At 67.1% G+C, this 26,085-nt stretch carries 27 protein-coding genes; 17 read left to right on the top strand and 10 right to left on the bottom strand.

Annotation, left to right across the window (positions count from 1 at the left end; translation table 11 throughout):
• Positions 1-8: 8 nt before the first annotated feature.
• The 4 genes from FOC84_RS24600 (at position 9) to FOC84_RS24585 (ending at position 3,733) form a co-directional block, all read left to right on the top strand.
• Entirely contained in the window at positions 9-482 is a 474-nt protein-coding gene (locus tag FOC84_RS24600) for an Lrp/AsnC family transcriptional regulator (RefSeq protein ID WP_013394879.1), read from the top strand.
• A gap of 78 nt (positions 483-560) precedes the next feature.
• Positions 561-1,067 (top strand): winged helix-turn-helix transcriptional regulator, encoded by a 507-nt coding sequence (locus tag FOC84_RS24595; protein WP_173146861.1) that lies wholly within the window; start codon positions 561-563, stop codon positions 1,065-1,067.
• Between the two features lie 5 nt (positions 1,068-1,072).
• Positions 1,073-2,344: a beta-ketoacyl-ACP synthase II gene (gene fabF / locus FOC84_RS24590; RefSeq protein WP_173146859.1), complete on the top strand. Its 1,272-nt coding sequence runs from the start codon at positions 1,073-1,075 to the stop codon at positions 2,342-2,344.
• Positions 2,345-2,575: 231 nt separating this feature from the next.
• On the top strand, positions 2,576-3,733 hold the full coding sequence (locus FOC84_RS24585; protein WP_173146857.1) for a porin: 1,158 nt from the start codon (positions 2,576-2,578) through the stop codon (positions 3,731-3,733).
• Between the two features lie 149 nt (positions 3,734-3,882).
• Here FOC84_RS24585 and FOC84_RS24580 read toward each other — a convergent pair whose 3' ends face one another.
• Complete coding sequence (locus FOC84_RS24580) at positions 3,883-4,245, bottom strand: winged helix-turn-helix domain-containing protein (RefSeq protein ID WP_173146855.1); 363 nt, start codon at positions 4,243-4,245, stop codon at positions 3,883-3,885.
• Positions 4,246-4,271: 26 nt separating this feature from the next.
• Positions 4,272-4,580, bottom strand: coding sequence for a DUF4148 domain-containing protein (locus tag FOC84_RS24575; RefSeq protein WP_088158209.1), 309 nt, complete (start codon positions 4,578-4,580; stop codon positions 4,272-4,274).
• Between the two features lie 355 nt (positions 4,581-4,935).
• Here FOC84_RS24575 and FOC84_RS24570 point away from each other — a divergent pair, with 355 nt between their 5' ends.
• From FOC84_RS24570 to FOC84_RS24540, 7 genes are all read left to right on the top strand, one after another.
• Complete coding sequence (locus tag FOC84_RS24570) at positions 4,936-5,448, top strand: winged helix DNA-binding protein (RefSeq protein ID WP_035360603.1); 513 nt, start codon at positions 4,936-4,938, stop codon at positions 5,446-5,448.
• A gap of 9 nt (positions 5,449-5,457) precedes the next feature.
• Positions 5,458-7,311 carry an ABC transporter ATP-binding protein gene (locus FOC84_RS24565; RefSeq protein WP_367949477.1) on the top strand — a complete coding sequence of 618 codons (1,854 nt, stop codon included), beginning with the start codon at positions 5,458-5,460 and terminating at the stop codon, positions 7,309-7,311.
• 54 nt (positions 7,312-7,365) lie between these two features.
• Positions 7,366-8,898 (top strand): ABC transporter substrate-binding protein, encoded by a 1,533-nt coding sequence (locus FOC84_RS24560; RefSeq protein WP_173146853.1) that lies wholly within the window; start codon positions 7,366-7,368, stop codon positions 8,896-8,898.
• A gap of 238 nt (positions 8,899-9,136) precedes the next feature.
• The gene (locus tag FOC84_RS24555) at positions 9,137-10,060 is read left to right on the top strand and encodes an ABC transporter permease (protein ID WP_173146851.1); all 924 of its coding nucleotides are present in this window, start codon (positions 9,137-9,139) and stop codon (positions 10,058-10,060) included.
• Positions 10,061-10,065: 5 nt separating this feature from the next.
• Complete coding sequence (locus FOC84_RS24550; protein WP_173146849.1) at positions 10,066-10,935, top strand: ABC transporter permease; 870 nt, start codon at positions 10,066-10,068, stop codon at positions 10,933-10,935.
• 34 nt (positions 10,936-10,969) lie between these two features.
• Complete coding sequence (locus FOC84_RS24545; protein WP_173146847.1) at positions 10,970-12,709, top strand: peptidase M14; 1,740 nt, start codon at positions 10,970-10,972, stop codon at positions 12,707-12,709.
• A gap of 64 nt (positions 12,710-12,773) precedes the next feature.
• Positions 12,774-13,211: an acetyltransferase gene (locus FOC84_RS24540; RefSeq protein ID WP_173146845.1), complete on the top strand. Its 438-nt coding sequence runs from the start codon at positions 12,774-12,776 to the stop codon at positions 13,209-13,211.
• 34 nt (positions 13,212-13,245) lie between these two features.
• Here FOC84_RS24540 and FOC84_RS24535 read toward each other — a convergent pair whose 3' ends face one another.
• The 6 genes from FOC84_RS24535 to FOC84_RS24510 form a co-directional block, all read right to left on the bottom strand.
• Positions 13,246-13,431, bottom strand: coding sequence for an oxidoreductase-like domain-containing protein (locus tag FOC84_RS24535; protein ID WP_088141481.1), 186 nt, complete (start codon positions 13,429-13,431; stop codon positions 13,246-13,248).
• A 9-nt stretch (positions 13,432-13,440) separates the two neighbouring features.
• Positions 13,441-13,956, bottom strand: a complete 516-nt coding sequence (locus FOC84_RS24530; RefSeq protein WP_254241767.1) for a GNAT family N-acetyltransferase — start codon at positions 13,954-13,956, stop codon at positions 13,441-13,443.
• A gap of 164 nt (positions 13,957-14,120) precedes the next feature.
• Positions 14,121-14,723, bottom strand: coding sequence for a class I SAM-dependent methyltransferase (locus FOC84_RS24525; RefSeq protein WP_173146841.1), 603 nt, complete (start codon positions 14,721-14,723; stop codon positions 14,121-14,123).
• Complete coding sequence (locus tag FOC84_RS24520) at positions 14,720-16,351, bottom strand: lytic murein transglycosylase (RefSeq protein ID WP_173146839.1); 1,632 nt, start codon at positions 16,349-16,351, stop codon at positions 14,720-14,722. Before FOC84_RS24520 ends, FOC84_RS24525 begins: the two co-directional genes overlap by 4 nt.
• A gap of 131 nt (positions 16,352-16,482) precedes the next feature.
• Positions 16,483-17,868: an MATE family efflux transporter gene (locus tag FOC84_RS24515; RefSeq protein WP_173146837.1), complete on the bottom strand. Its 1,386-nt coding sequence runs from the start codon at positions 17,866-17,868 to the stop codon at positions 16,483-16,485.
• A 55-nt stretch (positions 17,869-17,923) separates the two neighbouring features.
• Positions 17,924-18,634 (bottom strand): hypothetical protein, encoded by a 711-nt coding sequence (locus tag FOC84_RS24510; RefSeq protein ID WP_254241766.1) that lies wholly within the window; start codon positions 18,632-18,634, stop codon positions 17,924-17,926.
• Positions 18,635-18,810: 176 nt separating this feature from the next.
• Between FOC84_RS24510 and FOC84_RS24505 the strand changes: the two genes are divergently transcribed.
• The 4 genes from FOC84_RS24505 to FOC84_RS24490 all read left to right on the top strand — a co-directional run bounded on the left by FOC84_RS24505 (position 18,811) and on the right by FOC84_RS24490 (position 23,196).
• The gene (locus FOC84_RS24505) at positions 18,811-19,746 is read left to right on the top strand and encodes a LysR family transcriptional regulator (RefSeq protein ID WP_173146835.1); all 936 of its coding nucleotides are present in this window, start codon (positions 18,811-18,813) and stop codon (positions 19,744-19,746) included.
• Positions 19,747-19,805: 59 nt separating this feature from the next.
• Entirely contained in the window at positions 19,806-20,756 is a 951-nt protein-coding gene (locus FOC84_RS24500) for an adenosine deaminase (RefSeq protein WP_173146833.1), read from the top strand.
• Between the two features lie 147 nt (positions 20,757-20,903).
• A complete protein-coding gene (locus FOC84_RS24495) occupies positions 20,904-22,172 on the top strand; it encodes a carboxylesterase family protein (RefSeq protein ID WP_173146831.1) in 1,269 nt (422 codons plus the stop codon).
• A 73-nt stretch (positions 22,173-22,245) separates the two neighbouring features.
• Positions 22,246-23,196 carry a Bug family tripartite tricarboxylate transporter substrate binding protein gene (locus FOC84_RS24490; protein WP_173146829.1) on the top strand — a complete coding sequence of 317 codons (951 nt, stop codon included), beginning with the start codon at positions 22,246-22,248 and terminating at the stop codon, positions 23,194-23,196.
• Between the two features lie 51 nt (positions 23,197-23,247).
• On the opposite strand, the gene FOC84_RS24485 is transcribed toward FOC84_RS24490, so the two are convergent.
• Positions 23,248-23,880, bottom strand: a complete 633-nt coding sequence (locus tag FOC84_RS24485; protein WP_173146827.1) for a TetR/AcrR family transcriptional regulator — start codon at positions 23,878-23,880, stop codon at positions 23,248-23,250.
• 85 nt (positions 23,881-23,965) lie between these two features.
• Positions 23,966-24,358, bottom strand: coding sequence for a winged helix-turn-helix transcriptional regulator (locus FOC84_RS24480; RefSeq protein WP_173146825.1), 393 nt, complete (start codon positions 24,356-24,358; stop codon positions 23,966-23,968).
• 177 nt (positions 24,359-24,535) lie between these two features.
• On the opposite strand from FOC84_RS24480, the gene FOC84_RS24475 reads away from it, so the two are divergent.
• Together FOC84_RS24475 and FOC84_RS24470 are read left to right on the top strand one after the other, a co-directional pair.
• Positions 24,536-25,561, top strand: coding sequence for a quinone oxidoreductase family protein (locus FOC84_RS24475; protein ID WP_173146823.1), 1,026 nt, complete (start codon positions 24,536-24,538; stop codon positions 25,559-25,561).
• A 14-nt stretch (positions 25,562-25,575) separates the two neighbouring features.
• Positions 25,576-26,082 (top strand): RidA family protein, encoded by a 507-nt coding sequence (locus FOC84_RS24470; protein WP_173146821.1) that lies wholly within the window; start codon positions 25,576-25,578, stop codon positions 26,080-26,082.
• The last annotated feature ends 3 nt before the right edge of the window (positions 26,083-26,085 follow it).

The raw sequence follows: 26,085 nt of genomic DNA, 5'->3' as shown, positions 1-26,085 counted from the left end.
TCTTTCAAATGGAAAAAATAGATAAATTTGATCTGAATATCATCTCCTGCCTGCAAAAGGACGGCGCGCTGTCGCAGCGCGAGCTGGCCGATCGCGTCGGCCTGTCGCAAAACGCCTGCTGGCGTAGGCTGCAGCGCCTGAACGCCTGCGGCATCATTCGCGGCACCCGGGCCGAGGTCAATCTGGTCGAACTGGGGCTGGACCTGACGGTATTCGTGATGATCCGCACCAGCCACCATGCCAAGGCCTGGGCCGACGGTTTTCGCCAACACGTGGGACGCCTGCCCGAAGTGACCGAGTTCTACCGCATCGGCGGCGACTGGGACTACCTCATCAAGGTGGTCTGCCGCGGCATGGCCGGGTACGACCGCTTCTACCAGAAGCTGATCACGGATTTCGAGCTGTCGACGGTGACGGGGTTCTTCAGCATGGAGGCCATCATCGAGAACCGGCCGCCGGATCTGGGGGGCTTGGAGGGGTGACGGCGGCTTGTTACTTGCAAGATGCAAGTGTATTATCACTTTCATATTGCAAGTAACTATCGAGAGCACAGCCATCCCATGAAGCGCATTGATCTGAGCAAGTGGGCTTGTCCCGTCGCCCGCAGCCTGGACCGTGTCGGCGAGTGGTGGAGCATCCTCATCCTGCGCGACGCCATGTATGGGCTGACCCGCTTCGACGAATTCCAGGGCAGCCTGGGCATCGCGTCGAACATGCTCACCCGGCGCCTGGCCGACCTGGTCGCCGCCGGACTGCTGGATCGCGTCCAGTACAGCAGCAAGCCCCCCCGCCACGAGTACATCCTGACTGAACTGGGCCGCTCATTCCGCCCTGTGATGCTGGCGCTTATCGAATGGGGCGGCGAGCGCTTCTCCCCGGAGGGACGCGCCGTCCAACTGGTCGACAAGACAACGGGACGGCCCGCGCGCATCGGCCTCGTGGACCTGAACACAGGACTGCCCATCACGCAGGACAGTCACGGCCTGGCGCCTGGCCCCGCTGCCGACGAAGTCATTAAGAACCGTTTTGCGCGCATGGCCGCAAAGCACGCAGTGCTTAACGATTGAGCCGGATGAACATGAAAAGAATCGTCGTAACGGGTATGGGCCTGGTCTCTCCCCTCGGGTGCGGAGTCGAGCACGTGTGGCGCAGCTTGCTGCACGGCGACTCCGGTATCGTCGCGCTGCCGCCCGATCTGGTTGAAGGCATTCCTTCGAAGGTTGGCGGCCTGGTTCCTGCCTATGCGGACGGCCATCCGGCCGGCTTCGATTCCAATCTGGCTGCCGACGCCCGGGACCAGAAGAAAATGGATCGCTTCATCCTCCTTGCCCTCACCGCGGCAAAGGAAGCGCTGGAGCAGGCCAAGTGGTCGCCCGCCACGGAAGACGAGCAGACCAGGACCGCCACCATCATTGCGTCCGGCATAGGCGGATTCGGAGCCATTGCCGACGCCGTGCGAATCACCGAGACCAAGGGCCCTCGCCGCCTTTCACCGTTCACGATTCCCAGCTTCCTGGCGAACATGGCTGCCGGCAGCGTAGCCATCCGGCATGGCTTCAGAGGCCCGCTCGGTGCGCCAGTCACCGCTTGCGCGGCGAGTGTCCAGGCCATAGGCGATGCCGCCCGCCTGATTCGCGCGGGTGAAGCGGACATTGCGCTATGCGGCGGCGCCGAAGCATGCATAGACCGGGTCAGCGTGGGAGCGTTTGCGGCCGCCAGGGCGCTTTCCACGAACTACGCCGAGCATCCGGCCCAGTCTTCGCGCCCCTTCGACCAAGCGCGCGATGGCTTCGTCATCGGCGAAGGAGCCGGGCTCCTCGTAATCGAAGAACTCCAGCACGCGCTGGATCGCGGAGCCACGCCCATCGTTGAGCTGGTCGGCTATGGCACCAGCTCGGACGCCTACCACATGACCTCGACGCCGGCCGACGGCAACGGCGCGCGCCGGGCGATGGAATTGGCGTTGCAGCAGGCCGGTATCGCCCCCAGCGCCGTTCAACACCTGAACGCCCACGCGACGTCCACGCAACTGGGCGACAGCAGTGAATTGAACGCCATCCGGGCGGTGTTCGGCGCGGCCGGACTCCCTGCCGTCTCAGCCACGAAATCCGCCACGGGACATTTGCTTGGCGCGGCGGGCGGCGTCGAGGCCATCTTCACGGCCTTGGCCATACGCGATCAAATCGCCCCGGCCACCCATAATCTGGAAACGCCGGATGACCTGGCCTCGGGGATCGACATCGTGCACGGCGCTCCCCGGCCGATGGAAATCGAATATGCCATTTCCAACGGCTTCGGCTTTGGCGGCGTGAACGCAAGCGTGTTGTTCCGCCGCTTTGCTTGAGCGCTGGCGAACCCCGGGTTCGGCCGTGAGCCGGAGCACGGCGTGCGGGGCCGCACCCACGCCTGCATGACATTCCCGTGACGCCAGGACGATCGGATTTGTAATTCCCATGACCGCGGATTGTCGGGCAACGGCCGGCACACTGGCCCTGCCAATCCGCCAGAAGACATGGTTTCCGTGGCTTCCGGTCGGTATGACGCATATCGATCTTCCCTGCTCACGGAGTCCCCCATGAAAAAACTATACGCCGCGGCGGCCGCCACGGCACTGTCCGGCGCCGCCTATGCGCAGTCCTCTTCCGTCACGCTCTACGGCCTTATCGACACCGGCATCGGCTACGCCAATGTCGACGGCACTTACACCGATCCCGCCACTGGCAGCCGCACCCGTGTCGACAGCAGCCGCATCGGATCCACCACCGGCACCACCGCGGGTTCGCGCTGGGGCCTGCGCGGCAAGGAAGACCTGGGCGACGGCCTGTATGCGCTCTTCCAGCTGGAGTCCGGCTACGACAGCCGCAACGGCAATTCGCTGCAAAGCGGCCGCCTGTTCGGCCGCGAAGCCACCGTGGGCCTGGGCAGCGCCGACTGGGGCGAAGTCCGCCTGGGCCGGCAATACAACGTCGCCGCGCGCTACTTCACAGGCATGTTCGGCTCGTCGTTCGGCGGCGGCTTCAATCAGTTGAACACCGGCGCGGGCCTGGGTTTCAGCTCGGCCTACTTCGTGCGCTACGACAACCTGGTCGTCTATGAAACCCCGTCGATGGGCGGCTTCAAGGGCGCCATCGGCTATGCCTTCAACGCCGACGACCGCCGCCTCGCCCAGACCGGTTTCGCCACCGCCGACAACACCCGCGCCATCACGGCCGGCCTGCGCTACGACAACGGCCCCGTCATGGGCTTTGCCACCTACGACCAGCTCAATGCCTCGAACAAGCTGAGCCCAAGCCAGACTGACGCCACGCCGCGCTCATACATCATCGGCGGCTCCTACGACTTCGAGGTCGTCAAGGTGGCCCTGGCCTACAACCGCATGAGCGACGGCTGGTTCGCCGGCAAAGGCTTCCCCAATGGCGGCAGCATCGGCGGCTTCACCGGCACGCCGTCCTACGCCTTCGTCAAGGGCTTCCGCTCGAACGCCTACATGCTGGCGCTGGCCGCCCCGGTCGGCAGATCCGGCGGCGCGTTCGCATCATGGCAGCGCGCCGATGCCAACAACAAGCAGCTCACGGGCGGCGACGCCACCAGCAACACCTACAGCCTGGGCTACAACTACAACCTGTCCAAGCGGACCGATCTGTATGCGGTGGCGTCCTACACCACCAACTGGGCGTTCCTGGACAACGTCAAGGCGACCGAAGTGAACATGGGCATCCGCCACCGGTTCTAGCGCAAGCTTTCATAAGACGCTGCACGCAGGGAATCCCTTGATTGCGCCCTCCTCCGCGAAGGGAAGGCCAGATGATCGCCGCGCGCCTTTCCGGCGCGCGTTTTTCTGACGCCGCGCGGCTGCCGGCCGCGCATGAAGGCTTGTGCCGATCACATCGGGCCCGCTGCCAGCATATAGCTGCCGCCCCGTATCGTATGCAGCAGCTTTGGCCCCGCACCCGCGTCGACCTTTTTGCGCAGCCTGCGCATCGCGACCGCAACCGCGTGCGACTTGAAATTGCGCTTGTCGTGGATATGCAGCTTCATTTTCCAGACCTGCTCGGCCAGCTCCCATCCCACGCACGCGACCCCGGGCCGCTGCATCAGAAAAGCCAGCAAACCGAATTCCTTCGGCGTGAGCGGCAGGAACTGCCGGTCGCGGTAGGCGCGGCAACGCAACAAGTCCAGCTCCAGATCGGCAAGCTGCAACCTGGGGCTGGACTCGGGGGGATTGATGACGGAGGATTCAGCCACGCCCGGCTCTCCTGCCGCGCCGGCGGCTATCGGCGCGACGCGTTCTGGCGTTGCACTTCGGCCTGGTACTCCGGCCCCGAACGCAAGCGGAAGTACTCCGTAAATGCCGCCTTGTACTCCGGACTGTAGATGTCCGGCGTCTCTTCACCACGCCAGAACCGGTCCACGCCCGCGCGCTTCCATAGCGCCAGGTCGGCCAGCACTTCGGCGCGCGTCAACGACGGGCCGTAGGGGTTGGCCAAACCAGCGGGCGGCGGCGCGGACTGCGCCAGCGCCGCACCGGTGGCGGCGGCCGACAGCGCCAGGATCAATGCGGCTTTGCGGATCATCTGCATGCTTGTTTCCTATGTATCGTGGTGGGGACTGCACGATCAAATTCTAGGAAGGCGATGCAGACAGAAAGCGGATAGCGGGATTACGTTTTTGAAATGGCGGACCGCACTGAACGTCAGGGCGCTGCCCCGTCCCACCGCCAGGGCCACGTTGTCGTCCTTGATCAGCGCCACCAGGTTGGTCAGGTCCTCGCGCGCGGCAAGGTCGACCAGCGGGCAAACAGGAGAAGTCTGAATACTGGCGGCAAGCTCCAGGACCGGCGGGTTGCACCCGGGTTATCCCCGATACGGTCATATCAACAAATCGTCAATAATTCGCCAACGTTTTATCGCCGATCCGTCCCCTTCCCCTTTGCCCATGCCTGTATCCGTCCGGGACGCCATTGTTTCCTCGTCCCACCTGGCCTCTTCAGCCCCCGAGCTTTCCGAAGTCGAATTCGGCCTGATCATCGCCTCGCACGCGTTCAACCGCTGGATGGTGCGCTGCATGGCCTGTGCGGGGCTGCCCGAGCTGACCTCGCTGGACATCCTGGTGCTGAACCACGTGTTTCACCGCGGCCGGGGCAAGAAACTGGCCGACATCTGCTTCACGCTCAACGTCGAAGACACCCATCTGGTGAACTACTCGTTGAAGAAGCTGGAGCGCCTGGGGGTGGTGCAAAGCGCCAAGACCGGCAAGGAAGTGATCTACACGGCCACCGACGCCGGCGCGGCGGCGATCCAGCGCTACGCCGAAGTGCGCGAGCAGTGCCTCGTCAAACCCTTCATCGACTCCCCCGCCGCGGACGACGCCAGCCATCAGCTGGCCAACACCCTGCGCGCCCTTTCGGGCCTGTACGACCAGGCTGCCCGCGCCGCCACCTCGCTGTGAGAATCCACGTTGTCTAGCATTACTGCATCCACTTCCGCCCCGCTGCTGTCCGTGCGCGGCCTGTCGGTCGACTTCAATACCGAAAACGGCGTGTTCCGCGCCGTCGACAACCTGGATTTCGAGGTGCGCCCCGGCAGGACGCTGGCCATCGTCGGCGAGTCGGGCTCGGGCAAGTCGGTCACGTCCATGGCCATCATGCGGCTCACCGACTACACCAGCGGCCGCATCGCCACGGGACAGATCCTGTTCCGCGACGACGCCGACCGCGAGGTCGACCTGACCGCGGCCTCCGATGAAGAGATGCGCGCCATCCGCGGCAACGACATCGCGATGATCTTCCAGGAGCCGATGACCTCGCTGAACCCGGTGTTCACCGTCGGCGACCAGATCGTCGAGGCCATCATGCTGCACCAGCAGCTGTCGCGCTCGGCCGCGCGCCAATCGGCGCGCAAGCTGCTGGAAAAAGTGCGCCTGCCCGATGCCGAGCAGATGCTGGAGCGCTATCCGCACCAGCTGTCCGGCGGCATGCGCCAGCGCGTGATGATCGCGATGGCGCTGTCGTGCCAACCGCGCCTGCTGATCGCCGACGAGCCGACCACGGCGCTGGACGTCACCATCCAGGCGCAGATCCTGAACACCATCCGGGAATTGCAGCGCGACCTGGGCACGGCCGTGATCTTCATCACGCACGACATGGGCGTGGTCGCGGAAATGGCCGACGACGTGGTGGTGATGCTGCGCGGCAAGAAAGTCGAACAAGGCACGGTGGACGAGATCTTCAACGCGCCCAAGCATCCCTACACCCGCGCGCTGCTGGCGGCGGTGCCGCGCCTGGGCAGCCTGACGGGCCGCGACCTGCCGCTGCGCACGCCGCAGACCGTGCTGGAAGGCGACACGCTGCGCGAAGTGGGCGAAACCCGCGAGCAGGATACGGCGCGCTACGACGAGCCCGTGCTGCGCGTGGAAAAGCTGACCACCCGTTTCGACGTGGGCCACAATTTCCTCGGCCGCGTCACGCACCGCGTGCACGCCGTCGAGGAAGTGAGCTTCGACGTCTACCCCGGCGAAACGCTGGCGCTGGTGGGCGAATCCGGCAGCGGCAAGTCCACCATCGGCAAGACCTTGCAGCAGTTGGTGGCGCCGACATCGGGCGCCGTGCGCTACAACGGCGAGGACATCTTCTCGATGGACAGCGCCGGCCGCCAGCGCCTGCGCCAGGAGATCCAGTACATCTTCCAGGATCCCTACGCCTCGCTGGACCCGCGCAAGACGGTGGCCTTCAGCATCGCCGAACCCATCCGCACGCACGGCCTCCTGACCAGCGAGGACGCCATCGCCCGCCGCATCGGCGAACTGCTGGAGCAGGTCGGCCTGAAGCCCGAGCACGCCAAGCGCTATCCGCATGAATTCTCGGGCGGCCAGCGCCAGCGCGTTTGCATCGCGCGCGCGCTGGCCAGCAATCCCAAACTGATCATCGCGGACGAATCGGTGTCCGCGCTGGATGTGTCGATCCAGGCGCAGATCCTGAACCTGCTGATGGACTTGCAGAAGGACCGCGGCCTGTCCTATCTGTTCATCACGCACGACATGGCGGTGGTGGAGAAAGTCAGCCACCGCGTCGCGGTCCTGTACCTGGGCCAGATCGTCGAACTCGGCACCCGCCGCCAGATTTTCGAATCGCCGCAGCACGCCTATACAAAGAAACTGCTGGCCGCCGTGCCCGTGGCCGAACCCGGCCGCCACATCGACACCTCGCTGATCGAAGGCGAGATCCCCAGCCCAGTGCGGCGCGTCGGCGACGAGCCCGCCATCATTCCCCTGGTTGAATTCGCGCCCGGCCACCAGGTGGCCCGCGCGGCTTGAGCCGCATCCCTTTTACTCGTCGGCCAACCCGACTACCCGTCCCTGGAGTTGAACATGCTCTCCCTACGCAAAACCTATACCGCCACCGCCCTGGCCCTGGCGCTGGGCGGCGCGCTGCCCGCAGTCTTCGCGACCGCTCACGCCGCCGGCACGCTCAATGTCGCCATCAACCAGGATCCGGGCAGCTGGGATCCGATCGATACCTTCGTGACCTTCTGGGGTTCGGTGGGCAGCAACCTGTATGACGGCCTGACCATGCGCGGCGCCGACCTGAAGCTGCAGCCGGGGCTGGCCACCAGCTGGGAATACCTGGACGACAACAAGCGCCTGCGCTTCAAGCTGCGCGAAGGCGTCAAGTTCCACAATGGCGAGCCCTTCAACGCCGAAGCCGTGAAGTTCACCTTCGAGCGCCTCTTGGGCGCGGAAGGCGCCAAGGGTCCGCAAAAGGCCAATTACGACTCGATCGGCGAGATCAAGGTGGTGGACGAGTACACCGTGGACTTCATCCTGAAGCAGCCCGATCCCGTCCTGCTGACCAAGCTGGCCGGCTACGGCGCCATGATCGTGCCGCCCAAGTACATCAAGGAAAAGGGCGAGGACAACTTCAACACCAACCCCGTCGGCACCGGCCCGTTCAAGTTTGAAAGCTACCAGCCCAAGGTCAACGTGACGCTGGCGCGCAACGACGACTACTGGGGCGGCAAGCCCAAGCTGGACAAGGTGGTCTACCGCTTCATCGGCGAACCCGGCACCCAGGTGGCCGAGCTGCAGGCCGGCCGCATCGACATCGCCACCCTGATCCCGCTGGGCCTGATCGAAACCGTGAAGAAATCCGGCAACGCCGACGTCATCTCCACCGGCGGCCCGGTGGCCTATGCGCTGCGCTACAACACCAAGAACGGCATCACGCAGAACCGCGACGTGCGCCGCGCGCTGATCATGGCCGTGGACCGCGACGCCATCGTCAAGCAGCTGTTGCTGGGCCAGGCCAAGACCATCGCCAGCTTCCAGGGTCCGCAATCCTTCGGCTACAACCCCGAGCAGAAGCCCCTGCCCTTCAACCCGGCCGAAGCCAAGAAGCTGCTGGCCGCCGCCGGCGTGAAGCCGGGCGCCACCGTGCAGATCGACGTGCGCGGCAGCGACTCGAACTTCCGCGAAGTGGCCCAGGCCGTGTCGGGCTACCTGCAAGGCGTGGGCGTGCGCGCCACGATCAAGCCGTATGAAACCGGCGTGCTGCTCAACGACATCATCCCCGGCGGCAAGACCGGCGAAATGTGGCAGAACCAGTGGGGCGGCTGGACCTACGACTACGACAACACGGCCTACCTGATGTACCACACGGGCCAGAAGTGGAACCCGTACGACAACGACGCCAAGCTCAACGGCATGCTGGAAGCGCAACGCACCGTCTACGACGTGAAGAAGCGTGAAACCATGCTGCAGGAGATCGCCGGCTACGTGGCCGACCAGGCGCTGGAACTGCCGCTGTACAGCCTGAACACCATCGTGGGCGTGAACAAGCGCGTGAAGGACCTGGAAGTGCCGGGCGATATCCGCTTCCGCTTCCTGAACGCCGCTGTGGAGTAAGCCCCCCCGAAGCGCTGCGCGCTTCCCCCCAGGGGCATGCCTGCGGACCGGCAAAGCCGGCTCCGCAAGGTGGGCTCCCCCCGAAGCGCTACGCGCTTCCCCCCAGGGGGCATGCCTGCGGACCGGCAAAGCCGGCTCCGCGGCATCCCGCTAGATTGATATACGTTGAAGCGTCGGCGATGTCCGTTGCCGCATTAACCCCACCGACCCGTCCCGGTGCAAGCCGGGGCGGCGATTTATGACCGGATTTCTCATCAAACGCGTGTTGCAGGCCGTCTTCGTGATCGTGGCCGTGACCCTGCTCGTCTCCTATGCCGTGCGCCTGACCGGCGACCCCGCGCTGATGCTCAGCCAGGGCTCGGGCAGCGTCACCGAACAGGACCTGGCCAATATCCGCCAGGCGCTGGGCCTGAACCGGCCGTTCCACGAGCAATACCTGTCCTACATGCAAGGGCTGCTGCACGGCGATTTCGGCCGCAGCTTCATGGGCGGCACCTCGGTCGCCAAGCTGATCGGCGACGCCCTGCCGGCCACGCTGATGCTGGCGTTCACCTCGCTACTCGCGTCCATCCTGATCTCGCTGCCGCTGGGCATCCAGGCGGCGATCAAGCGCGGCCGCGCCACGGACCAGGCCATCCGCATCCTGTCGCTGGTGGGGCTGTCCTTCCCCAACTTCTGGCTGGCGCTGATGCTGGTGCTGCTGCTGTCCATCACCTTCCCGCTGTTGCCGCCGTCCGGCTGGAGCGGGCCGGCCAGCCTGGTGCTGCCGTCGCTGACGATGGCCATCATCCTCAGCGCCACCAATATCCGCCTGGTGCGCACCACCATGCTGGAAACGCTGTCGGCGCAATACATCATGGTGGCGCGCAGCAAGGGCCTGAAGGAACGCGTGGTGCTGTACAAGCACGCGCTGCGCAATTGCGCGATTCCGCTCATCACCTACCTGGGCCTGCAATTCGGCGGCCTGATCGGCGGCATCGTCGTCATTGAAATGGTCTTCAACTGGCCCGGCCTGGGCACGCTGGCGTTCGACGCCATCTCCGGCCGCGACTACCCGGTGCTGCAGGGCACGGTCACCGTGCTGGCCTCCGTCATCGTCCTGGTCAACCTGATCGTCGACATCGCCTACGGCATCGTCGACCCCCGCATCCGCACGCGCTGAGCCTTATGCAGACTACTACCCCCACCGCCGCCGCCGCCAAGGCGGCCAAGCCCCGCAGCCGCTACCGCTCGCTGGAATTCGTGCTGGGCGCGCTGCTGACCGGCACCATGATCGTGCTGGTGCTGACGTCCGGCTGGCTGTTTCCCGACGGCGGCGAAGCCATGGACCTGGCCGCCCGCCTGACCGCGCCGTTCGCCAGCGCGGCCCATCCCTTCGGCACCGACCCGCTGGGCCGCGACGTGCTGGCCCGCGTCATCGTCGGCGGCAAGATCTCGCTGACCGTGGGCTTCGTCTCGGTCGTGGGCGGCGCGCTGCTGGGCATCGTCATGGGCCTGATCGCCGGCTACTACCGCGGCTTCTGGGACATGATCGTCATGCGCTTCGCCGACGTGCAACTGGCGCTGCCGTTCATCCTGGTGGCCATCACCTTCATCGCCATCCTGGGCGGCGGCCTGTTCAACGTGATCTTCTTCATGATCGTGTCGCAATGGGTGCAGTACGCGCGCCTGGTGCGCGCCCAGGTCCTGGCCCTGCGCGAGCGCGAATTCGTGCTGGCCGCCCGCGCCTTCGGCGTGCGCGACCTGGCCATGATCCGCCACCACATCGTGCCCAACCTGCTGGGCCCGCTGGTCATCCTGATGACCCTGAACGTCGCCAACAACATCCTGCTGGAAAGCAGCCTGACCTTCCTGGGCCTGGGCGTGGATCCCATGATCCCCAGCTGGGGGGGTATGCTTGCCGACGGCCGCACCTACATGCAGACGGCCTGGTGGGTCAGCGTCTTCCCGGGCCTGGCCATCATGCTGACGGTATTGGGCCTGAACCTGCTGGGCGACTGGCTGCGCGACCGCCTGGACCCGACCGGCAAGGTCTGAAGCCGCCCCGGTCCGCCTGAAAGGAATATCGAGTATGTCTTTGCTGGAAAAAACATTCGACCGCACGCTGGACGCCTGGACCCACGCCTACATGGCGCCGGCCTGGCGCGGCTCGGTCGTCGAAGGCTGGCTGTTCGAAGGCGTGGAGGCGCGCCGCGCGGCGCAGGAACGCCTGGCGCAGGCCGGCGTCACCGCGCGCTTTCGCAGCGCCTACAAGCCGTTGCTGCATTACTTCCTGGAAGAGGTCGAGCGCGAGGGACTGACGTCCGTCGTGGTGCGCTATCCGCTGCACGAACACGCCCAGGCCAAGCGCTTCACGCTGGAAGCCTATCCGCTGATTGCGCTGCTGCAAGGCGTGGAAGTCAGCATGCAGCCCGGCGCCCGCGACCTGCACTACGACGTCAGCCTGCGCTACGCCGACGGGCGCCAGATCGAAACCCGCGTCCATGCGCCCAACCAGATCGGCTACGCGCAAGACGGCACGCCCGAACTGTCGCCCACCGGCTGGCTGCGCGTGCGCGACGCCGAGGGCGCGCTGCAGACCGATGCCGCCCAGGCCACCGAATACCAGCAGGCCTTCCGCGCCATCGTGGACACGGTGCGCAACCATGCCTGGGGCTCGCATGAACCCTACTTCGAGCGCCTGGAAATCCGCGTGGACCTGCCGGGCATGGACTTCGCCCTGCCGGTGGACGAGGAAATCGTCAGCACCTTCGAGGCGCTGCACGAAGACATCTATTTCTCGCTGCTGGAACACTTCCAGAAGCACTCGGGCCGCCCGTCCGGCGACCGCGGCCTGCAACCCGGCCAGATCATTCCCGACATCCGCCGCCACGACGGCGCGGCGCGCGTGCAGATCTCGCTGGAGCACTTCGAAGCCTTGGCGCCCGTCGCCCCCGCGGCGCTCGATGCGCCGCTGGCCCAGGTCCGCGAACCGCTGTCGGCTGGCCAGGTCGCTGGCTGCATGGCGGCGTTCGGCGGCGACGCCTTCCAGGCCGTATCGCGCCAGGGCCGTCCGGTGCTGGGCACCTATCTGCGCGGCCCCGGCCCAGCCGTCTTCATCTCGGGCGCGCAGCACGCCAACGAAACCTCCGGCGTGGTCGGCGCCCTGCGCGCGGCGCAGGCGCTGGCCGCGCGCGGCGACGCCCATTTCGCCCTGATCGCCGCTGAGAATCCGGACGGTTACGCACTGTTCAACCGCCTGCGCGCGCACCATCCGCGCCACATGCTGCACGCCTCGCGCTACAGCGCGCTGGGCGACGATATCGCCTACCGCGAACGCGCCCCGTTCTTCGAGCGCGAAGGCCGCCACCAGGCGCACGCCATCAGCGGCGCGCAGCTGCACATCAACCTGCACGGCTATCCCGCGCACGAATGGACTCGGCCGCTGTCCGGCTACCTGCCGCGCCACTTCGAGCTGTGGACCATCCCCAAGGGCTTCTTCCTGGTGCTGCGCCATCACCCCGGCTGGGGCGATCGCGCCCGCCGCCTGATCGAAGGCGTGACCGCCAGGCTGGCCCGCAACGTTCCCGGCCTGGTCGAATTCAATGCCCGGCAGCTTGAACTATTCCAGGCGCACGCGCTCGAAACCGGATTCGACGTGCTGAACGGCATCCCGGTGCAGATCAGCGAAAGCGACCGCGAGGACTTGCCCATGGCGTTGATTTCCGAGTTTCCGGATGAAACCGTCTACGGCGAGCGCTTCGTTTTCGCGCATACTGTGCAGATGGAAACCGTCCTGGCGGCGACCGAGCTCTACCGCGCAGGGCTCTAGCGGCAAGAAAGCCCGGCGCTACCAAGGACCGCGCCGGCACCCGACCTGTAAAACCATTAGAAAAATGAATATCCGAGAACGCAACCACGGCGATGACCTGGCCCTGGTGGACATCTGGCTCCGTTCTGTACGCGCCACCCACACGTTCCTGACGGAAAAGGAAATCCAGGCCATGTACCCGCAGGTGCTCAACACCGACCTGCCTTCGGTACGGGTCTGGGTCTGTGAGGACGATGCCGGCGAGGTCGCCGGCTTCATGGGCCTGAACGGCAACAAGGTCCAAATGCTGTTCGTGGACGCCAACAAGCGCGGCAAGGGAGCGGGCCGGCGCCTGCTGAACTTTGCGCGTTCGCTGCACGGCACCCTGCTGGTGGACGTGAACGAACAGAACCCCCAGGCCCACGGCTTCTACAAGCACTACGGCTTCGAGGACATGGGCCGCTCTGAACAGGATGACGCGGGCCGTCCCCGTCCCATCATCCACATGAAACTGGCGGGCTGACGCCCCGCCGGCGCCCGTCCATCGTGGCAGGCGCCTAGCCCTTGGACTGCTCCGGATGCCTGGCCCGCCAGGCTTTCAGCGCTGCGCGGTAGTCATCCATGGCTTCGTTATAGGTGTCATAGACACAGGGTATGCAGCCGCTGTTGCAACACTCTTCGGGCTCGGGCGCGACGGGTGGAACGGGCTGCGGGTCGTCTTCGGGAATCTGCTTGGTGCTCATACCCGAATCTTAGCGCCTGCGCCCGCCGCCAGCCGCGGCGTCCGCCTGCGGCAGTGGCCATTCGGCGCGGTGGATTTCATAGCGGCGCTTCCCGGAACCGCCGGCGCCCGCGCCCCCGACCTGGCGCATGCCGCACTTCTCCAGCACCCGGCAGGACGCGGCATTCTCTTCCAGCGCCACGGCGGCCAGGGCCTCCACGGACAGCCGGTCGAATCCCAGCGCCAGGAGCGCCTGCGCGATTTCAGTGGCGTAGCCCTTACCCCAGCTCGCGGGCAGGAAGGCATAGGCCACCTCGACCTCGTCGTGGCCCCGCGACTGGGTACGCTTCAAGCCCGCCCGGCCCGCCAGCGCGCAGCTGGCGCGGTCGGCCAGCACATACATGCCATAGCCCTGCTCGGCCCAATGCTCGACGTTCTGCAGCAGATAGCGGCGGCTGGCCGCGTCCGTCCGGGTGCCGCCCATGGTGGCCATGAGGCGCTCGTCCGCATGCATGGCGGCGATGAAGGAAAAATGGGTTTCGTCCATGCGCCGGGCGTGCAGCCGGGCAGTCTGGAAAGTGTCGGGGAGTAGCGCGGCGGGCATGGCGGAAAAAAGAGAGGGCCGAGCCGCACATGATACCGGCGGACAGCCGGCCAGCCCATCGTCCAACGGACGAGTCCCCCGGGCCGGAACCGGCCCGGGATCCCGCTTCAGTCGCGGCGCAGGCCCAGGAAGCTCCAGCGCACGTCGGCGCGGTCCAGCATGTCTTCGCGCTCGCTGAGGTGATGCGAAGACAGGCCATGGCCGGCCGCCAGCGCTATCGTTTCCTGCGCCGACACATCGAACATGCGACGCCCTGGCGGCACCGGCCCGTGCCGCAGCGACATCAGGATCTGGCCTTGCGGCGCCAAGAGCGCGGCCAGCGCCTGCATGCTCAGGCGGCGCTCATCGGGGTCCAGGTGCATCCAGACAGCCGTCAGCATGATCACGTCGAACAGCCGGCCCTGCCCGCGCAGCACGGCCAGGTCCGGCAAAGCATCGTCGACCCACTCCAGGTTGGGCAGCGCGTGGCGGCGCTGGCCTTCCTGGCGCAACTCGGGCGTGGGTTCGGCCGCCACCACGGCATGGCCCATCCGCGCCAGCGCGGCGGCGTCGCGCCCCGACCCCGCGCCTATGTCGGCGATGCGCGACGGCGCTGCGGGGATCAGGTGCGCCACGTCGCGGTGCACGTCCGCAAACGCGATGCTCTCGTACTGGTCTGCCAGGGCCGCGGCGTTTTCGCCATAGCCCTGCGTGCCGGAAGCCACCGTCATTGCTGGGCTGCCGGCCGGGCCTGGATTGCGGCGGGCGGCCAGGTGGCCTTGATCGCATCATAGATGCGCTTGCCCACGCGGCCATCTTCCGGCAGCTTGCGCTTGACCTGCTCTTCGCGCACGGCGTCGCGGGTCTTGCTGCCCGGGATGCCGTCGGCCACGCCCACGTCATGGCCCAGGCCGTAAAGCATTTCCTGCAGCTCCTTGATCTGCGCGCGTGACAGGCCAGGGTCGTCCGTGGGCCAGGCCGCGACCAGGTCCGGGCCGCCCTGCAGGCGGTTGAGCAGCATCGACACCGCCAGGCCGTAGCGGCGCGACTGGTTGTAATGCAGGATGGCGTCGAAATTCACCGTCGCCAGGAACACCGGCCCCGCGGAGCCGGTGGGCGCGAACAGATAGGCTTGCTCCTCGTTGCCCGACGCCAGCTTCAGCGCCGAACCGTTGCCCTGCTTCACGCCGGCCTGGGCCCACTGGGCGATCGTGCGGCGGTCCTGCGAGCCCACGTATTCCGCGTCGGGCGAGGCCGGGATGGCGGCGGCCAGCTCGGCCGGCACGCGCACTTCGATCACGGCCGGCAGGCTGTGCGTCCACTTGGCGCGGCGCTTGCGCAGATGGTTGGCGGTGGAGGCCAGTGCGTCGGGCAGCGAGTTGTAGAGATCGATCTTGCCGTTGCCGTCGCCATCGGCGGCCAGTTCATAGAACGAGGTCGGGATGAACTGCGTCATGCCGAAGGCGCCGCTCCAGGAGCCGACGAAATTGTCCGCCGGCACCATGCCGTCGCGCAGCAGGCGCACCGAGGCGTAGGCATTCTTTTCCCACAGCGGCTTGTTCTCGGTGCAGGCGCGCGTCAGCCAGGCGTCCAGCACGTTGGTCTTGCCGACCTGGCGGCCGTAGTTGGTTTCGATGCCGAAGATGGCGACCAGCGTGGCCGGGTCGACCTGGTACTGCTGGCTGATGGCCGACAACTGCGGACCGTACTTGGCGAGCACGCCGAGGCCGTCGCGCACGCGCTCCTCGTCCACGGTCTTGGCGATGTAGTCCCACCAGGCTTCGCGTCCTTCCGGCTGGCCCTTGGCGGATGCGACCGTGGTGGGCAGCAGCTTGGCGTTGGCGGTGTACTGGTCCCAATCGGCCACGGTCAGGCCGTTGGCCGTGGCGCCCTTGCGCAGCTTGGCGATGCAGGCCTTGGTGTCGAGTTCGGTCGGGATGATGACCGTGGGCGCGGGGCTGGCGGTGGCGGCCGGCGCGGCGGGCGCGGCAGTGGCCGCCGGCGCAGCAGTTGCCGCAGGCGCAGCGGTCGGCGCCGGGGCCGCAGCGGGCGCGGGCAAGGCCGCGGGCGCTGGCAGGCTTGCCGGCGCGGGCGCAGCCGACCTGGGAGGCAACGCCTGGCCGGCCCGGTCATCGGCCGGAGCCGCCGGCGTGTTGGCGGCAGGCGCGGGAGTGTTGTCGAAGCTGCGCTTGGGCGTCAGGGCCGGCAGGGTCTGCACCGGCACCGCGGGCTGGGCGCTCGATCCCGTGGCGGAAGCGGGCCCCTGCGCCTGTGCGCCGCCGGCGGCCGCGGCAAAGGCCGCGGCCAGCAGCACGCGGGAGAAGGTGTCGATTCGAAGGCGTACGAAACGCTGACGCATGGCAATCCTGAAAAATCGAAGTCAGCCGGGATCGTACCGCGACCGGGCGTCAAAATCGAACGCCCCCCAGGGCAGGCCCGCCAGCATCGCCGCCCAAACGGCTTGCAGGCGTGTAGCGGCTTCGCAGCGCCCTAGGCAGCCTGCCGCGCTTGCACCGCCGCGCCCGCCGGCGGCGCCCGCATGACGCGCCGGCACAGCAGCATGGCAATCAGGCTGAACAGGGCGAAGCCCGCGGTCTGCCCCGCCAGCACGCCTTCCGGGCCGCCGTAATACGCGCCCAGCCAGACAAAGGGCAAGGTGCCCACGGTGGCGCGCAGCCAGCCGATGGCGGTGGAGTAGGTGGCATACCCCAGGTTGTTGAACACCGCGATGGCGACGAAGTACAGGCTGTTGAGCGCCCAGGCGAAACTGCCGTAGCGGCAGAAGAAAACGATCAAGTCGCGCCCAGGTCCGGTCACCTGGAACAGGTCGGGCACCCAGGGCGCCAGCAAGGCCAGCAGGACCGCCACGCCGAAGCCGTACATCAAGGACCAGCGCGTGGTCAGCTGCACCGTCTGCTGCACGCGGTCCCATTGCCCGGCGCCCAGGTTCTGCCCGAGGATGGGCCCGATGGCGCCCGGCAGCACGAAGAACAGCGCATAGGCCAGTTGCAGCACCCGGTCCACCACCGTGGCGCCCGCCATCACGCTGGAGCCGAAGCCGGCATAGGTAGACACGGTGAAGATGACCGCCGCGGGCGTGGCCAGCGTGGTCAGCGCGGCGGGCAAGGCGATCCGGCCGATGGCGGCCAGGTGCGCGCGCAGCGCCGCGCCGGCAGGCCAGGCCACCAGGCGATGCTTGCCGAACACCAGCCAGGCGCCCAGCGCCACCGTGACCAGTCGGCCCACGCCGCCGGCCCAGGCCACTCCCTCCATGCCGCCGTCCAGCACGAAGATGACCAGCGGGTCCAGCGCCGCGACCGCCGCCGTCCCCGCCAGCAACACCCACATGGACTGGCGGCCATGGCCCGCGGCGCGCAGCAGATTGGACAGCATCATGCCCACGCCCATCACGACCGCGAACGGGGTCGTGATGAGCACGTAGGACAGCAGATGCGCGCGCACGTCCTCCGCCAGGTTGATGGCCGCCGTGTAGGGACCGATCACGGCCAGGAACAACGCGCCGGACACCAGCGCGGCGGCGGCCATCAGGACCAGCGAGGCGCCGGCCAGCGCGCGGGCGCGCGGCGCCTCTCCCGCCCCCAGCGCGCGCGACACCAGGGCCGTGCCGCCCACGGTCACGCCGATGCAGACCGAGATGATGGTGAACTGCGTCATCGAGCCAAAGCCCACCGCGCCCAACACCGCCTCGTCCTTGAGCGTGCCCAGGTATAGCAGCGACAGGAACTCCACCGCGAATACGGCCAGCATGCTGGCCCAGCCGGTCAGGACCATTTCGAGCACATGCGGGCCCATGGGCCCGGAGACGAAGCGGGCGCGCGGGTCGGATGTGGCGGTGGACGGGTTTTCAGAGGTCATGAGGCTATTGGATGGAACGCGGCCAAGGCCGCGCGGAAAATTGTCGGGCCCGCGCTCAGCGGCCCGCGGGCGCGAACCAATACTGGTACACGCTGCCCTCATTCGAATACCAGGGCAACAGGCCGATGCTGTCGGATTCCCGCCGCACCGTCACCAGCAGGCCTCCTGCCTCGGGCCGCAGCAGCGCCACATGGCGCCGCACGCCCATGGACTCGTACTGGCGCCAGTCGTGCCGCACGCTGATCCACAGCCGGCCCTGCGTGCAACCGCCAAGGCGCCGGATGCCGTCCGGCCTGGAAGGCTGGGCCGCGCCAGGCAGGGCGGCAGGGTCCTGCGCGCCGTTCAACTGCGGCAGGCGGCCCGAAGCGCGCGCGCCCTGCCCGTCCAGCGCCAATATCTCCCATCCGTCCGCGGCGGCCGTGAAAGCCACGGTGGCCTCGGGTCCGGAACGCCATTCCGGCAACGGGTTGTCGCCCATGCCCGGAAGGTCCAAGGGATACTGCAGGAAACTGCGCAGGTCCATCGATGCGCCGGCCTCGCGGTCGCCAGACACGAACTCGCCTTGCGCCCGATAGACGCCGGCCAGATCCGGGCATTGGGCCGGATCCGCTGGCAGCGCCGCCAGCGTCCCGTCTCGAAAGGGAGGCCAGGCAACGGACACGCCGTCGACCCTGGAGGCGCCGCAGCCGCTCAAGGCCAGCGCAGCCAGCGCCGCTGCTGCTGCCAGCCTGCCCATCCTCCGCGCGCCGCATACCGCTGCCTTCATGGCTGCCCTCTTCTCTTGCCGGCCGCCGGGCCGGCCCGGGCCGCGCTCCGATTATCGGTCTGGCGCGAACTATATCCGAAACCCGGCCGGCCGAAACCCGGCCGGTCGAAACCCGCCCCGCGTTGCCAAGCGCGCGCCGGGGGAGAATAATCGGCTACTCCCTTCCGACCCGCGCCATGACACCGTTCCGAGGTAAGCTCCGCATCCGTCATCTGGAAATCGTGCTGACCGTCGCCGAATTGGGCAACTTGTCCAAGGCAGCCGCGCAATTGCACAGCACGCAGTCGGGGCTGTCGCGCGCCATCGCCGAAATCGAAGAACTGGTGGGCGCGCGGCTGTTCGAGCGCACCGCCCGCGGCACCACCTGCACGCCGCTGGGCGACACCATGTGCCGCCACGCCCGCCTGCTGCTCACGGACTTCCGCAAGGCCGAGGTCGATCTCGCCGCGGTTTCGCGCGGGGACGAAGGCAGCCTGACGGTGGGCTGTTTTTCGATGTTCGCGGGCTGGCCAGTGGCCGAGGCCGCGCGCGCCTACCGCCAGGCCTATCCGCGCATCACGCTCACCATCGAGATCGGCACGCATGAACGGCTGATCGAAGACCTGGACGCGGGCGCGCTGGACGTGCTGATCAGCCGCTTCTCGTCCACCGTCAATCCGCAGATCTACCGCTCCACCACGCTGCTGGAGGATCCCGTGGTGCTGGCCTGCGCCACGCACCATCCGCTGGCCCAGTTGCCCGGCGCCACGCTGGCCGATTACGTGGTCTACCCCTGGATCACCGCCCTGCCCGGCAGCCGCATCCGCGGCGAACTGGAAATGTCGCTGCGCCAGGCGGGCCTGGCGATTCCGGATATGATCGGCGCCCTGTCGCTGGAATTCGGCCGCGAGATGCTGCTGGACGGCCTGTACCTGTGGATGCTGCCCGGCAGCGTGGCCGCGATCCGGCAGGCGCGCGGCGAGCTGGTGGTCCTGGCCGACCGGCCGGTCCTGCGCAAGTCGCCGCTGGCGGCCATCTGGCGCCGCGACCGTCCCAGCACGCGGCAGGCGCGCGCCTTCGCCGTCCAGCTTGAACTCGCCATCCAGGTCGACGCCGCCGCATTGACGGCCTGAGCCGCGCGGCGCTTTGCGCGTTATCCTGGGCAGGCAACACTTTTTTGATCGGAGCACCCATGTACGACTGGCTCAACGCACTGCCCAAGGCGGAACTGCACCTACACCTGGAAGGTTCGCTCGAACCCGAGCTGCTGTTCCGGCTGGCGCAGCGCAACGGCGTGGCGCTGCCGTGGCCGGACATCGAGTCCCTGCGCGCCGCCTACGACTACGGCAATCTCCAGGAATTCCTGGACCTCTATTACCGCGGCGCGGACGTGCTGCGCACCGAGCAGGATTTCTACGACCTGACCTGGGCCTATCTGCTCAAGTGCCGCGAGCAGAACGTGGTGCATACCGAACCGTTCTTCGATCCGCAGACCCATACCGATCGCGGCGTGCCCTTCGATACGGTGCTGACCGGCATCAGCCAGGCCCTCGAAGACGGCCGCAAGCAGCTGGGCGTGAGCAGCGGACTGATCCTGAGCTTTCTGCGCCACCTGCCCGAAGAGCAGGCCATGCGCACGCTGGAATCCGCCCTGCCCCACCGCGACGCCTTCATCGCCGTCGGACTGGACAGCAGCGAAATGGGCTTTCCGCCGCGCCTGTTCCAGCGCGTATTCGACCGCGCCCGCGCCGAAGGATTGCCGGGCGTCGCGCACGCCGGCGAGGAAGGCCCGCCGGAATATATCTGGGAAGCGCTGGACCTGTTGAAGGTGCTGCGCATCGACCACGGCGTGCGCGCCGCCGAAGACCCGAAGCTGATTGCGCGCCTGATCGACGAGCAGATCCCGCTGACGGTCTGTCCGCTGTCCAATACCCGGCTGCGCGTGTTCCAGCACATGCGCGACCACAACATCCTGTCGCTGCTGGACGCGGGCGTGAAGGTCACCGTGAACTCCGACGACCCCGCGTATTTCGGCGGCTACGTCAACGAGAACTTCCACGCGCTGTACGAGCATCTGGGCATGTCGCGGGCGCAAGCCCAGGCCCTGGCTGACAACAGCCTGGACGCGCGCATCCTCAAGTAGCCGGCGCGCTCCGGCGCCAGCCATGCGGATTGCGCATGGCAATGTTCGAAACCTGCATGCCTGGCGCGACCGATTCCTCCCTACCATAGTCCGACCGCCGCGGCGCCTGCCGCGGCCGGGCTACAGACCAGAAACAAGGGGCAGGATATGAGTCAGTTCGCAGAGGCGTCGCTGCAGGCAGGCACGCTGACCGGCGTGCAGGAAGGCGGCGTTTGCCGCTACAGCGCCATTCCCTATGCGCAAGCGCCCGTCGGCCGGCTGCGCTTCGCGCCGCCGCAGCCGGCGGCATGGCGCGGCAAGCTCGACGCCACCCGGCCGGGACCGGTCGCGCCGCAATTGCCCTCGCGCCTGCGCGGCGCCATGGGCGACTTCAGCGCCGGACAATCCGAGGACTGCCTGCATCTGACCGTGTGGACGCCCGCTGCCGACGGCAAGCGGCGGCCGGTGGTCGTGTGGCTGCACGGCGGCGCCTGGCAAAGCGGCGGCGGCGCGCTGGACTGGTACGACGGCGCGAGCCTCGCGCAGCGCGGCGACGTGGTGGTGGTCGCGGTCAACTACCGGCTGGCCGCGCTGGGCTGGCTGTACGTGCCAGGCCAGACGGCCAACGCGGGCCTGCTGGACCAGGAGGCCGCCATCGATTGGGTGCTGGACAACATCCAGGACCTGGGCGGCGATCCCGAACAGCTTACGGTCATGGGCCAATCGGCGGGCGCGTCCTCGATCTGCGCCATGCTGGCGCGCCAGCCGCGCTTCTCCCGCGCCATCCTGCAAAGCGCCGCGCTGGGCCGGGGCTTTCGCAGCGCGCGGCAGGCCGATGCGCTGGGGCAGGCCTTTCTAGAAGCCGCGGGCGCCGACTCCTTGGAAGCCGCGCGCGAACTGCCCGTGGCGGCATTGCTGGCGGCACAACAGGCGCCCGCCGTCGCCGCAACGCTGCGCGCCGAAGGCAGCAGCCGCAGCCAGTTCGCGCCGGTGCTCGACGGCCAGATATTGCCGCTGGACATCGCGCCCGCGCTCAAGCAGGCCGCATCCCGCGCCGATGTGCTGGTCTGCTACACGCGCGACGAAATGGCGGCCTTTCCCGGCAACGGCCGGACCGCTGCCGACCAGGACCTGGGCGACGCGGTGTTCGGCACGCCATCGCGCCAGTGGGCCGCCGACGCCGTGGCCCAGGGCCGCCAGGCCTGGCTGGCGCGCTTCGACGTGGCGCCCACGGCGAATTTCGGCGCCTGCCATTGCATCGAGCTGCCCTTCGTCTTCGACACCTTGCCTGCGTACACCAGCGCGCCCATGCTTGCCGGCCTGCCGGCGGAACAGGCGCAACAGCTTGCACGCGCCACGCAGCAGGCATGGATCGCGTTCATCCGCGGCGAAGCGCCAGGCTGGCCGTCGGCCCCGCACATGCAGATCCTGGCCTGAGCCCGGGCGGCTTATGCGCTGCCGCGGGCGGACGCCGCCCGCGCATCAAACACACCAAAACAAGGGGAATTCCATGTTCAAGCAAACCGCGCTCGCGCTAGCGCTGCTGGCGCCGCTGGCGGCCAGCGCCGCCTATCCCGACAAACCCGTCAAGATCATCGTGTCCAATCCGCCCGGCGGGCCCGTGGATGTCATGCTGCGCGTACTGGCGAGCAAGCTGGGCGCCGCCTGGGGCCAGCCCGTGGTGGTGGAGAACAAGCCCGGCGCGTCCGGCATCATCAGCACCGGCGCGCTGGTCAAGTCCGCGCCCGACGGCTACACCTTGGGCATGGTGGTGGCCTCGTCCGTCACCATCGTGCCCTTCGCGGTGGACAGCCTGCCATTCGATACACAAAAGGACCTCAAGCCGATCTCGCTGGTGGCGCGCACGCCCTTCATCTTCATCGTACCCAAGGACAGCCCGCTCAAGACCTGGGAGGACTTCGTGCGCGAAAGCAAGGCGCGCAACCTGAGCGTGGGCTCGTTCTCCATCGGCACGGCGTTCCACCTGGTGTGGGAACAGACGGCGCGCCGCGCAGGCATCAAGGCCTTGTACGTGCCCTCTTCGTCATCGGGCAAGACGCAGAACGACCTGATCGGCGGCCAGCTCGACGTGGGACTGGATGCCCCTTCAAGTTCCAAGGGCCTGATCGACAGCGGCCGCCTGCGCGCGCTCGCGATCACCAGTCCGGAGCGCTTCGGCGGCCTGCCCGACACGCCCACGCTGAAGGAATCCGGCTTGAAGGACTACTCGCCCCAGCCATGGATCGGACTGATGGCGCCCGCCGGCATACCCGACGAACGCGTGGCGCTGATCCAGAAATCGGTGGCGGACATCCTGAAGGAACCTGCGATGCGCGCGCAGATGGAAACCCTGGGCATGATCCCCATCGGCAGCACGCCAGAGGAACTGGCCGCGACCATCGAGGCCGACCGCGCCGAAATGGGACCGCTGATCAAGGAGCTGGGCATCAAGCTGCAATAGCGGCGCTTGCAGCGGCGCGAGTTTCAGGCCACGCCCATCAAGCCACGCCCATCAGCCCGCACCCAGCGTGCGCAGGAACATCGCCGACAAAGGGCCGGACAACGCTTGCGCGTTGCGCCGGCCCTGCGCGATGGACGCGTCCACCGCGCCATGCATGCCGTGGTACAGGACGATGGCGGCCAACGCCGCGTCGTCCAGCTTCCAGCAGCCGGCGCGCGCGCCGGCCTCGAGTATCGCTTCCAGCTGTTCCAGCACGGCGCTCTTCTCGGCCACGCCGCGGTCGGGATGCTGGGCGTCGTGGAACACCACGTCATGCAGCTCGTAGCCGTCGAAGTAGGCTTCGACACCGGCGCGGGTCCAGGCGCGCAGCCGCGCCACGCCATCGTCCGGCGCACAGGCCTGCACTTCGCGGTCGATATGGTCCAGGAACCCTTGCGAGAACTTGGCGCGCAGCGCCGCCAGCATGTCGTTCTTGGACGCGAAGTAGTGATAGAAGGTGCCCTTGGCCACGCCGGCGCGTTCCACGATCTCGTTGATGGTGGTGGCCTCGACGCCGTTCTGGATGAAGAGCGCTTGCGCGGCCGCCATCAGCTCGTCCAGGCGCACGGCGGCCGGCTTGGTGCGGGGTTTGGGCGCGGCGTCCGGACCTGCGGGCGGGGCAAGCGGATCAGAAGCGGCAGGCATATCGGTCCAGGGTCGATTCAGAGCAAGGCGTCAGTGTAGATGAGGCGGCCGCCCGGTCTGCCGGCACTGGAGCGGACAGGCGGATTCAATCGGGCGATACGCCATTGCGGCGCAGATTGCCTTCGAGTTCGTCGAGCGCCGAGGCATGGGCCTGGGCCCAGTCGTACAGGGTCTTGAGCGGCTCGACAAAGGTTTCCCCCAGGCCGGTCAACGAGTACTCGACCTTGGGCGGAACGACATTGAATACCTTGCGCAGCACCAGGCCACTGTTTTCGACGTCCCGCAGTGTCTGGGTCAGCATCTTTTTCGAGATGCCCGGCAACGCCCGTTCCAGTTGCCCGGTGCGGATAGGGCCATGGCTGAGCGCGTACAAAACCATCGACGTCCACTTGCCGTTCAGGATGTAGTGAATGCGCCGTTGAGGGCAGTTTTCCCGCAGAACGAAGGTTTGCCCGCTTTCCGGGCTTTGCTGGCTCATTATGGTTACCAAATGGTATCTACATGACTAAAAAGTGCCTACTTTCTTTTTAGATTATATGAGATTTATGATCGTATCAACCATTTGGGAGCTAGGAAACGAAGCGATCCTCAGCGCAGCCACACCGGCAAGGCACGCCCTCCAGCCCCGGATTCCTCGACATTTGGAGATACCAACATGCAAGCAGCAGTCATCCGCGCCTTCGGCGGCCCCGAACAGATCCGGCTGGAAGAGATCCCCACCCCCAAGCCCGGCCCGGGAGAAGTCCTGGTCAAGGTCCTGGCTATCGGGACCAACCGGCTCGACCATTACGTGCGCCTGGGGCACATCGCTACCGAGCTGGCTTTCCCCCACATCCTCGGCTCGGACGCAGTAGGCGAGATCGTCGAATTGGGCGCGGGCGTCGTCGACTTCCGGGTCGGTGAACGCGTCATTGCCATGCCTGGCTATCCCACCAATCCGGCAGAGGCCGGGGTCCAGCCCGTGACGGCAGCGCCAAGCTACGCGATCCCCGGCATTCAGATTCCCGGGACCTACGCGCAGTACATCGTGGTGCCGCAACAATGGCTGCTGCGCGACACCACCGGCCTTCCCGCCGAGCAGATCGCCGCACTGCCGGTTCCGCTGTTGATTGCGATCCGTTCGGTGCAGATCGTGGGCGAGGTCAAGCAAGGCGACCGGGTCCTGGTGCATGCGGGCGCGTCCAGCACGGGCATGATGAGCATCCAGGTCGCGCGGGCGCTTGGTGCCCGGGTCGCGACCACGGTGCAGAGCGAAGCCTCCGCGAAACTCGCGGCAAGCCTGGGCGCCGAGTTGGTGATCAACGCCAGCGAGCAGGACTTCGTCGAAGCGCTCAATGATTGGACCGGCGGGCGCGGCGTCGACGTAGCGATCGACAACCTTGGCGGCGACATCCTCCAAAAGACCATCGCCGCCGTCCGGCCGCTAGGCATCATCGTGACCATGGGTTTCATGGCCGGCACGCAGGCGACGATCGACGTCCGGGACTTCTTCTTTTCCCAGAAACAGCTGCGCGGCACGCTTGTGGGCGACATAGAGGATTTCGCCGCATGGCTCGCCCCCATCAGGGAAGGCAAGATCAAGGCCGTCATCGACAGCGTCATGCCCCTGGCCCAGGCCGCGCAAGCCCATGAACGCATCGCCAGCAGCCAGACGCAGGGCGCCCTGGTTCTTGTGCCCTGAGACAAGCGCGCATCATGATCGATGTCGTCATGCAACGGCTGGCCGCAATGGGCGTGGACCTGCCTGTTCCACCGCAACCGATGGGCAGTTATGTTCCAGTCATCGAAGCTGGCTCGATGCTGTTCGTTTCCATGCAGGGGCCGCTGGTCAACGGCCGCCCTGCGCATATCGGCCTGCTCGGACACGCGCTCAGCGTCGAGCAAGGCCGCGACGCCGCGAAGTGCGCTGCCATCAATGCCTTGGCCCAGATACATCGCCACCTCGGCGGCTTCACCCGCATCAGGCAGATCATTCGCCTCGACGGCTATGTCGCGTGCACCGACGAATTCCTGAGCCATCCGCAGGTGATCGACGGCGCGTCCGACCTGCTGGCCGCGGCGTTCGAGGACCGGGCCGGGCATGTACGTTCCCTGTGCGGCGTGCGCAACCTGCCCGGCAACATCCCGGTCGGCGTGGCGATTTGCGCGGAGCTGCTGCCTGCCGCCAGCCAGCAACCACCCGCCGACACTTTTCCCGATTGAATA

The sequence above is a fragment of the Achromobacter pestifer genome (assembly GCF_013267355.1).
Lineage (GTDB): Bacteria > Pseudomonadota > Gammaproteobacteria > Burkholderiales > Burkholderiaceae_B > Achromobacter > Achromobacter pestifer_A.
Note: the sequence above shows the minus strand (reverse complement) of the source record. Positions and strands in the feature narration are given on the sequence as shown.

Bases quoted from the DNA above. Each gene is read 5' to 3' on its own strand.
- FOC84_RS24515 (WP_173146837.1), bottom strand. From the start codon at position 17,868: ATGACCTCTGAAAACCCGTCCACCGCCACATCCGACCCGCGCGCCCGC.
- FOC84_RS24510 (WP_254241766.1), bottom strand. From the start codon at position 18,634: ATGAAGGCAGCGGTATGCGGCGCGCGGAGGATGGGCAGGCTGGCAGCA.
- FOC84_RS24570 (WP_035360603.1), top strand. From the start codon at position 4,936: ATGCCTGTATCCGTCCGGGACGCCATTGTTTCCTCGTCCCACCTGGCC.
- FOC84_RS24500 (WP_173146833.1), top strand. From the start codon at position 19,806: ATGTACGACTGGCTCAACGCACTGCCCAAGGCGGAACTGCACCTACAC.
- FOC84_RS24485 (WP_173146827.1), bottom strand. From the start codon at position 23,880: ATGCCTGCCGCTTCTGATCCGCTTGCCCCGCCCGCAGGTCCGGACGCC.
- FOC84_RS24560 (WP_173146853.1), top strand. From the start codon at position 7,366: ATGCTCTCCCTACGCAAAACCTATACCGCCACCGCCCTGGCCCTGGCG.
- FOC84_RS24490 (WP_173146829.1), top strand. From the start codon at position 22,246: ATGTTCAAGCAAACCGCGCTCGCGCTAGCGCTGCTGGCGCCGCTGGCG.
- FOC84_RS24585 (WP_173146857.1), top strand. From the start codon at position 2,576: ATGAAAAAACTATACGCCGCGGCGGCCGCCACGGCACTGTCCGGCGCC.
- FOC84_RS24545 (WP_173146847.1), top strand. From the start codon at position 10,970: ATGTCTTTGCTGGAAAAAACATTCGACCGCACGCTGGACGCCTGGACC.
- FOC84_RS24600 (WP_013394879.1), top strand. From the start codon at position 9: ATGGAAAAAATAGATAAATTTGATCTGAATATCATCTCCTGCCTGCAA.
- FOC84_RS24475 (WP_173146823.1), top strand. From the start codon at position 24,536: ATGCAAGCAGCAGTCATCCGCGCCTTCGGCGGCCCCGAACAGATCCGG.
- FOC84_RS24525 (WP_173146841.1), bottom strand. From the start codon at position 14,723: ATGACGGTGGCTTCCGGCACGCAGGGCTATGGCGAAAACGCCGCGGCC.
- FOC84_RS24535 (WP_088141481.1), bottom strand. From the start codon at position 13,431: ATGAGCACCAAGCAGATTCCCGAAGACGACCCGCAGCCCGTTCCACCC.
- FOC84_RS24555 (WP_173146851.1), top strand. From the start codon at position 9,137: ATGACCGGATTTCTCATCAAACGCGTGTTGCAGGCCGTCTTCGTGATC.
- FOC84_RS24540 (WP_173146845.1), top strand. From the start codon at position 12,774: ATGAATATCCGAGAACGCAACCACGGCGATGACCTGGCCCTGGTGGAC.
- FOC84_RS24595 (WP_173146861.1), top strand. From the start codon at position 561: ATGAAGCGCATTGATCTGAGCAAGTGGGCTTGTCCCGTCGCCCGCAGC.
- FOC84_RS24520 (WP_173146839.1), bottom strand. From the start codon at position 16,351: ATGCGTCAGCGTTTCGTACGCCTTCGAATCGACACCTTCTCCCGCGTG.
- FOC84_RS24550 (WP_173146849.1), top strand. From the start codon at position 10,066: ATGCAGACTACTACCCCCACCGCCGCCGCCGCCAAGGCGGCCAAGCCC.
- FOC84_RS24480 (WP_173146825.1), bottom strand. From the start codon at position 24,358: ATGAGCCAGCAAAGCCCGGAAAGCGGGCAAACCTTCGTTCTGCGGGAA.
- FOC84_RS24505 (WP_173146835.1), top strand. From the start codon at position 18,811: ATGACACCGTTCCGAGGTAAGCTCCGCATCCGTCATCTGGAAATCGTG.
- fabF (WP_173146859.1), top strand. From the start codon at position 1,073: ATGAACATGAAAAGAATCGTCGTAACGGGTATGGGCCTGGTCTCTCCC.
- FOC84_RS24470 (WP_173146821.1), top strand. From the start codon at position 25,576: ATGATCGATGTCGTCATGCAACGGCTGGCCGCAATGGGCGTGGACCTG.
- FOC84_RS24495 (WP_173146831.1), top strand. From the start codon at position 20,904: ATGAGTCAGTTCGCAGAGGCGTCGCTGCAGGCAGGCACGCTGACCGGC.
- FOC84_RS24530 (WP_254241767.1), bottom strand. From the start codon at position 13,956: ATGGACGAAACCCATTTTTCCTTCATCGCCGCCATGCATGCGGACGAG.
- FOC84_RS24575 (WP_088158209.1), bottom strand. From the start codon at position 4,580: ATGCAGATGATCCGCAAAGCCGCATTGATCCTGGCGCTGTCGGCCGCC.